Source organism: Acidovorax sp. HMWF018 (genome assembly GCF_003061035.1).
In the GTDB taxonomy this organism is placed as follows: domain Bacteria; phylum Pseudomonadota; class Gammaproteobacteria; order Burkholderiales; family Burkholderiaceae_C; genus Acidovorax; species Acidovorax delafieldii.
In genome coordinates, this window is sequence record NZ_QAIM01000403.1 from 1 (window position 1) to 1655 (window position 1655).

Annotated in this window: 2 protein-coding genes; both read right to left on the minus strand. The window is 66.2% G+C overall.

The genetic code is table 11. The features are described from left to right. Positions 1 to 770 (minus strand): acyl-CoA dehydrogenase family protein (locus DBR23_RS16340; protein WP_108498949.1); only part of this gene is annotated, 770 nt, incomplete at its 3' end. A 54-nt stretch (positions 771 to 824) separates the two neighbouring features. Then, the coding region (locus tag DBR23_RS16345; RefSeq protein ID WP_233250497.1) for a helix-turn-helix domain-containing protein at positions 825 to 1655 on the minus strand (831 nt) is incomplete at its 5' end.

Here is a 1655-nt window from a genome sequence, read left to right on the forward strand (position 1 = left end):
ACGGCTGCGGCCGGCACGGCGATGGACATGCGCTCGTAGGGCAACTGGCCCATCAACTGCTTGAAGCCATGCCCTTCGACGCCGCCCAGCAGTTGATCGGCCGGCACGCGCACCCCGTCGAAGAACAGTTCCGCCGTGTCCGACGCGGGCATGCCGATCTTTTCGAGCAGGCGGCCCACGCGGAATCCGGGCAGGTTTTCTGTCTCCAGCACGATCAGCGACAGCCCCCGGCTGCCTGCCTCGCCGGTGCGCGCGACCACGATCAGCAGATTGCAGGTAAAGCCGTTGGTGATGAAGGTCTTGGCGCCGTCGATCACATAGTGGTCGCCATCGCGGCGTGCGCGGGTGGATATGGCTTTCAAGTCCGTGCCGCAGCCCGGCTCGGTCATCGCAATGCCGACCAGCATCTCGCCGCTGCCCAGCTTGGGCAGCCAGCGCTGCTTTTGCGCCTCGGTGCCGAAGTCCATGATGTAGTGCGAGGCGATGCTGTGCACCGTGACGTTGTTCGGCATCTCGGCCCGGGTCAGTTCGTCCTGCACCACCAGTTGGTAGGCGAGGCTGGCCCCGGCGCCGCCGTATTCCTCGGGCAGCTCGGGCAGCATGAAACCCATTTCGCCGAAGGGCCGCCAGACCTCGCGCGGGATGTAGCCCTGTTCGCGCCAGACGGGCAGGTGCGGAGCCATCTCGGCGGCGATGTAGCGGCGAACCTGGTCACGAAAGGTCTCGATGTCGCTGTCCATCCAGGGTTGGCGGTGCAGTTGCGGCAGCATGGGGGCGTTCCTCGGAAAGTGGGTGCTGTGAAGGTGAAGGGTGGAAGACTTGGCCTATCGTCGGCATTCAGCCCATGCACGTCTTGCCCGCCAGCGCATGGCGAGTGACTTTGCGTGCACAAGGGAAAACCCGGCTGGCCGGGCCTGGCCCATGGCCGGGCCATGGACTCCCATCCCGCGCGCATCGCTGGGCGGCATCCCAAAGCGTTGCTTGAATGCGCGGCAAAAGTGGCTGGTGGAGTTGAAGCCCCAGTGGAAGGCGATCTGCGAGATTTGCTGGTGCCTGCAGGCCGGGTCAATCAGTGCCCGCCAGCACGCCTGCAACCGGCTTTCCAGGATGTGGCCGACCACCGTGGTGTCGCCCTGCGCAAACAGCGCGTGCAGGTAGCGCCGCGAAATGCCGAGCGCGGCGGCGATGCGTGCCGGGCTCAGGTCATCCTCGTGCAAATGCTGGGCGATGTAGGCCAGCGCCCGTTCGCGCAACGCGGCCATGGCCGTGAACCGGGTGGCGCTCTCCGGCTCTGGCAACGCAAGATCCAGCAGCCCTATCACCGTGCGGCACAGGGCAAGGTGTGCAGAGGGCGGCATGGCGCCAAGCTCCTTGGCCAGCCCCATCAGGTGCTGGCTCAACAGCGCCCCCACGCCTGTGCGGCTATCCATGCGGCAGGCTGTCGGCGGCTGCTTGCGCCTCGGCAGCTGCTCGCGCATGAGCTGCCAGGGAATCATCAGCGACACGCTGTGGGTGCGCTCCAGCACCTCATGGTCCTGCCGCTGGTCGGTGCGCCAGAGGAACATTTCGCCCTCGCAAACCGGTGCATCCCACTGCTGCAACTGCACCCGGCCGCTCAGGTTCAGCTGCAGCCCCAGGCAGAGCACCTCATCGAA